Source organism: Actinoplanes oryzae (genome assembly GCF_030757795.1).
GTDB lineage: Bacteria > Actinomycetota > Actinomycetes > Mycobacteriales > Micromonosporaceae > Actinoplanes.
Genome location: NZ_JAUQWH010000299.1, coordinates 1 through 4,978, shown reverse-complemented (window position 1 = coordinate 4,978; position 4,978 = coordinate 1). Strand labels below are relative to the sequence as shown.

At 74.1% G+C, this 4,978-nt stretch carries 3 protein-coding genes and 2 pseudogenes; 4 read left to right on the top strand and 1 reads right to left on the bottom strand.

Features of this window, described 5'->3' with window-relative positions; translation table 11 throughout:
• A pseudogene (locus RBH18_RS43015) lies at positions 1-430 on the top strand (MFS transporter); the annotation flags it as partial.
• 9 nt (positions 431-439) lie between these two features.
• On the opposite strand, the gene RBH18_RS43010 reads toward RBH18_RS43015, so the two are convergent.
• Positions 440-1,456, bottom strand: coding sequence for an Lrp/AsnC family transcriptional regulator (locus RBH18_RS43010; protein ID WP_306216295.1), 1,017 nt, complete (start codon positions 1,454-1,456; stop codon positions 440-442).
• 123 nt (positions 1,457-1,579) lie between these two features.
• Between RBH18_RS43010 and RBH18_RS43005 the strand changes: the two genes are divergently transcribed.
• From RBH18_RS43005 to RBH18_RS42995, 3 genes and pseudogenes are all read left to right on the top strand, one after another.
• On the top strand, positions 1,580-1,897 hold the full coding sequence (locus RBH18_RS43005; RefSeq protein WP_306216293.1) for a hypothetical protein: 318 nt from the start codon (positions 1,580-1,582) through the stop codon (positions 1,895-1,897).
• The gene (gene aspS, locus RBH18_RS43000; RefSeq protein WP_306216292.1) at positions 1,894-3,690 is read left to right on the top strand and encodes an aspartate--tRNA ligase; all 1,797 of its coding nucleotides are present in this window, start codon (positions 1,894-1,896) and stop codon (positions 3,688-3,690) included. Before RBH18_RS43005 ends, aspS begins: the two co-directional genes overlap by 4 nt.
• Before the next feature lie 46 nt (positions 3,691-3,736).
• A pseudogene (locus tag RBH18_RS42995) lies at positions 3,737-4,966 on the top strand (glycosyltransferase); the annotation flags it as partial.
• Positions 4,967-4,978: the final 12 nt, after the last annotated feature.

The window sequence follows — 4,978 nt, the reverse complement described above, 5'->3', positions numbered from 1 at the left end:
CCTGGTCATGCCGACCCTGGCCGAGGCGGCGATGGCGGCCGTGCCCCGCGACCGGGGCGGCATGGCGGCCGGTGCCGTCAACACCGCCCGCCAGCTGGGCTTCGCGATCGGCATCGCGGTGCTGGGCACGGCCTTCGCCGGTCGCGCCCGCGCCCACCTCACCGACGCCGGCGCCCCCGACCCGGAGAACACGGCCCACGGCCTCGCCGGCGGCCAGGCCCAGCGCATCCTGGCGGCTGTCCCCGCCGAGGTACGCGACACAGTGGACAAGGCCCTGCACGGCGCCTCGATCGCCGGCCTCGACGCGGCGTTCCTGGTCGCCGCGGGCGCGGGCATCCTCGCCGGCATCGCCGTGCTGCTCCTGGTCCGCCCGGCCCGCCCGGCCGCGGATGTTCCCGCTCCGGAGAAGGCGCCGGCCGTCACGCACTGAGGCGCCGGGTCACACGACCGGGCCGCGGAGGATGCCGTTCTCGACGAGGGAGACGGCCTGCTTCACGCGGGTGAAGACGGGCACCGCCTCGCACGTGTGTACCTCGGCGATCGCCGCGATCTCCGTGGTCAGGTAGCGGTACAGGGCCGGGGCGTCGGGGCACAACGCGATCGCCACCAGCGAGGCGGCGCCCGTCACCGCGGCGGCCCACGCCAGGGGCGTGTGGTCGGCGAGGCGGGCGCCCACGGCGGCGAGGTCGGTGGGGGAGACCGTGAACCACAGGTGGGCCACCGCGCGGAAGCCCAGGGCGTTCACCGAGGTGTCGAGGTCGAAGCGGACGAGGCCCGCCTCGGTGAGGGTGGCCAGCCGGAGGGCCGCCTTGCGTTGCGTCCAGCCGGTGGCCTCGGCCAGCGCGGCGTAGCTGGCCCGGCCGTCGTGCGCGAGCGCCACGATCAGCGGCCGGTCCTCGGGGGTCAGTTCGGCCCCGGTCGAGACGCCGGGCACGTCGTCGGCCAGCAGCTCGCGGCGCTGGTCGGCGCCCAGCTTGTCGTCCGCGGTGATCCAGTCCGCCTCGCCCCGGCCCACGAAGCGGTGCAGCACCTGGTGGGTGCTCAGCGACAGCACGTTCGCCGCGCGGGGCAGGTGGGCGAGCAGCCCGTCGGCGGACGATTCGTCGACGGACACCTGGCAGGTCAGCTCCGCGCCGCCCGCGCCGATGGCGACCCAGCTGGTGTCCGTGCGCCGCGCGAGGGCGGCCGCCGTCGCCGCCGCTGTCCCCGGGCGGCAGGAGATGCGCAGCATCCACGAGCTCGTGCCGGGCAGCAGCGACCGGTCCACCATCCCGAAGACCCGGACCAGGCCGTGCGACCGCATCTGCTGGTAGCGCCGCGCGACGGTCTGCTCGGACACGTCGAGGACCGCGGCGAGGCGGGCGAAGGGAACCCGCGGCGCGAGGGTCAGCCCGTGGAGGATCTGCCGGTCCAGCCGGTCGATGGTGGCGGATCTCGCAGGGGTACGCGCCGGCACGCTCGCATGCTACGGCAGCGCAGGGCAACCGGATCGGGGGATGGGCCGATGCCCGTTTCGCCCGTTACGGTCGGTGGGCGGCGTTGTCGCGGCATCCGTCGCCCTCGACCTCCGGAGTCCTCCATGTCGGTGTTCCGCGCGTCGAACGCGAAGCCCACCAGCCGGGCTCCCGCCGAGTTCCCCGACGGGCCGACCGAGCGCCTCGGCAGCCCCGAGATCCCGCCGGCGCAGCCCCGGGCCGGTGTCGCCGCCGCGATCCTGCTCGCCATGCTGGCCCTGATCGTGGCGACCGCCGCCCTGCTGCTGGCGTGGCGCGCCCAGGACCGGAGCGGGCACGAGACCCCGGCGACGGCAGCGTGGGCGATGGAAGGGTGGCACGGTGCGCCTGACAGAATGATGGTCGCGCCCCGTGAACACCTGTGTGAGGAGATCTTCCCGTGATCCGTACCCATGAAGCCGGCAGCCTGCGGGCCGAGCACGCCGGCCAGACGGTGACGCTCGCCGGGTGGGTGGCCCGCCGGCGCGACCACGGCGGCGTGATCTTCGTCGATCTGCGCGACGCCTCGGGCATCGTGCAGGTGGTCTTCCGCGAGGAGGACGCGCACGCGCTGCGCAACGAGTTCTGCGTGAAGGTCACCGGCGAGGTCCGCACCCGGCCCGAGGGCAACGAGAACCCGGAGCTGGCCACCGGCGCGATCGAGGTCGCCGCCACCGAGCTGGTCGTGCTCTCCGAGGCCGCGCCGCTGCCGCTGCCCGTCGACGACACGATCACCGCGTCGGACGACCTGCGCCTGAAGTACCGCTACCTGGACCTGCGCCGCTCCGGCCCGGCGAGCGCGCTCAAGCTGCGCAGCCGCGCCAACCAGATCGCCCGCGAGGTGCTGCACGCCCGCGACTTCAACGAGATCGAGACGCCGACCCTGACCCGGTCGACGCCCGAGGGCGCCCGCGACTTCCTGGTGCCGGTCCGGCTGCAGCCCGGCACCTGGTACGCGCTGCCGCAGTCCCCGCAGCTCTTCAAGCAGCTGCTCATGGTCTCGGGCCTGGAGCGCTACTACCAGATCGCGCGCTGCTACCGGGACGAGGACTTCCGCGCCGACCGGCAGCCGGAGTTCACCCAGCTCGACATCGAGATGTCCTTCGTCACGCAGGAGGACATCATCGAGCTCGGCGAGGAGCTCGTCAGCAAGCTGTGGGGCGAGCTGGCCGGCTACCAGGTGCAGCTGCCGATCCCGCGGATCACCTGGACCGACGCGATGAACCGCTACGGCTCCGACAAGCCCGACCTGCGCTACGGCGTCGAGCTGACCGAGCTGACGTCCTATCTCGCGGGCACGTCCTTCCGCGTGTTCGCCGGTGCCATCGACGCGGGCGGCTACGTGGGCGCGGTCGTCATGCCCGGCGGCGCCTCGCAGACCCGCAAGGAGCTCGACGGCTGGCAGGACTGGGCGAAGGCCCGGGGTGCCCGCGGCCTGGCCTACGTGGTGCTGGACGCCGACACCGGTGAGGCACGCGGACCGGTCGCGAAAAATCTGTCAAATGAGCATTTGTCGGGATTGGCGGACGTGGTCGGGGCGAAGCCGGGGGATGCGATCTTCTTCGCTGCGTCGGCCGAGCGCCGCGAGGCTCAGGAGCTGCTCGGCGCCGCCCGCATCGAGATCGCCAAGCGCGCCGGCCTGATCGACGAGTCGGCGTGGGCGTTCTGCTGGGTCGTCGACGCGCCCATGTTCGAAAAGACCGACGAGGGCGGCTGGACCGCCGTGCACCACCCCTTCACCTCGCCCAACGAGGAGTGGGAGGCGAAGTTCGAGGAGGCGCCCGACAAGGCGCTCGCCTACGCGTACGACATCGTGGTGAACGGCAACGAGATCGGCGGCGGCAGCGTCCGTATCCACCGCGCCGACGTGCAGAAGCGGGTCTTCGACCTGCTGGGCATCACGCCGGAGGAGGCCGAGGACAAGTTCGGCTTCCTGCTGGAGGCGTTCAAGTACGGGCCCCCGCCGCACGCCGGCATCGCCCTGGGCTGGGACCGCACCTGCATGCTGCTCTCCGGCAACGAGTCGATCCGCGAGGTCATCGCCTTCCCGAAGACCCGCGGCGGCTACGACCCGCTGACCACGGCGCCGACCCCGATCACCGCGCAGCAGCGGCTCGAGGCCGGCATCGACGCCAAGCCCAAGGCCGCGGCCGGCACCCCGGGCACCGACGGCGTCGCCGCACCGGTCCTGCCGTAGTGAGAATCGCGGTCATCGGCGCGAGCGGGCACCTCGGCGGCGAGGTCGCCCGGCTCGCGCTGATGAGCGGACACGTCGTCGTGGCGCGCTCGGCGGCGTCGACGCGGGCGGCCAGAACGCCCACGTCGCCGAGCTCGCCGCCGCGCTGGCCGCCCACGGGCACGAGGTGCGCGTCTACACCCGCCGCGACGACGCCGCGCTGCCGGACACGGTCACGGTCAAGGGCTTCGACGTGGTGCACGTGCCGGCCGGCCCGCCGGTCGTGCTGCCCAAGGACGAGCTGCTGCCCTTCATGGGCGCCTTCGCCGACTGGCTGGCCGCCGAGTGGCGCACCAGCTGGCTGCCCGACGTCGCGCACGCGCACTTCTGGATGAGCGGGCTCGCCGCCGTCACCGCCGCGCGCCGCTGCGACGTGCCGGTCCTGCAGACCTTCCACGCCCTGGGCACGGTCAAGCGGCGCCACCAGGGTGCGGCCGACACGAGCCCGGAGCACCGGATCGCGTACGAGCGGCAGCTGGGCCGGGTCGTCGACCGCATCGTCGTGCAGTGCCAGGACGAGGTGCGCGAGCTGCTGCGCATGGGCCTGTCCCGGTCCAACATGGTGCTCGTCCCGTCCGGGGTGAACACGGACGTGTTCGCGCCCGAGGGCCCGGTCGAGCCCCGCCGCGACGGCTTCGCGCGGATCCTGACCGTCGGGCGGCTCGTCGAGCGCAAGGGCTACGAGGACCTGATCCGGGCGCTGCCGGCCGTACCCGGGGCGGAGCTGGTCGTCGTGGGCGGGCCGCCGGACGGGGACGTGAGCGACCACCCGTACGCCCGCCGCCTGCGCGCCCTCGCCCAGCACTGCGGCGTCGGGGACCGGGTCGTCCTGGCCGGCGCGGTGTCCGCCGCCCGCATGCCGCACTGGTACCGCTCGGCCGACGTCCTCGCCGCCGCCCCCTGGTACGAGCCGTTCGGTCTCACCCCGCTCGAGGCCATGGCCTGCGGCGTCCCCGTCGTGGGCAGCGCGGTCGGCGGCCTCACCGACACCGTCGTCGACGGCATCACCGGCGACCTCGTGCCCCCGCGCGACCCGGGCGCCCTGGGCACCGCGCTGCGCCGGCTGCTGCGCGACGACATCCGCCGCGTCTCGTACGCGGCCGCGGCGAGCGACCGCGCCACGCACTCCTACGCGTGGCCGCGCATCGCCGCCCGCCTGGCCGGCGTCTACGCCGGCGTGGCCGGCCTGACCGTGACCCCCACCCTCACCACCGAGTCCCGAGAGGCGGTCGTCTGATGGACCCGTTGG

Excerpts from the sequence above, each read along its gene's own strand:
- RBH18_RS43005 (WP_306216293.1), top strand. The coding sequence starts at position 1,580 with ATGTCGGTGTTCCGCGCGTCGAACGCGAAGCCCACCAGCCGGGCTCCC.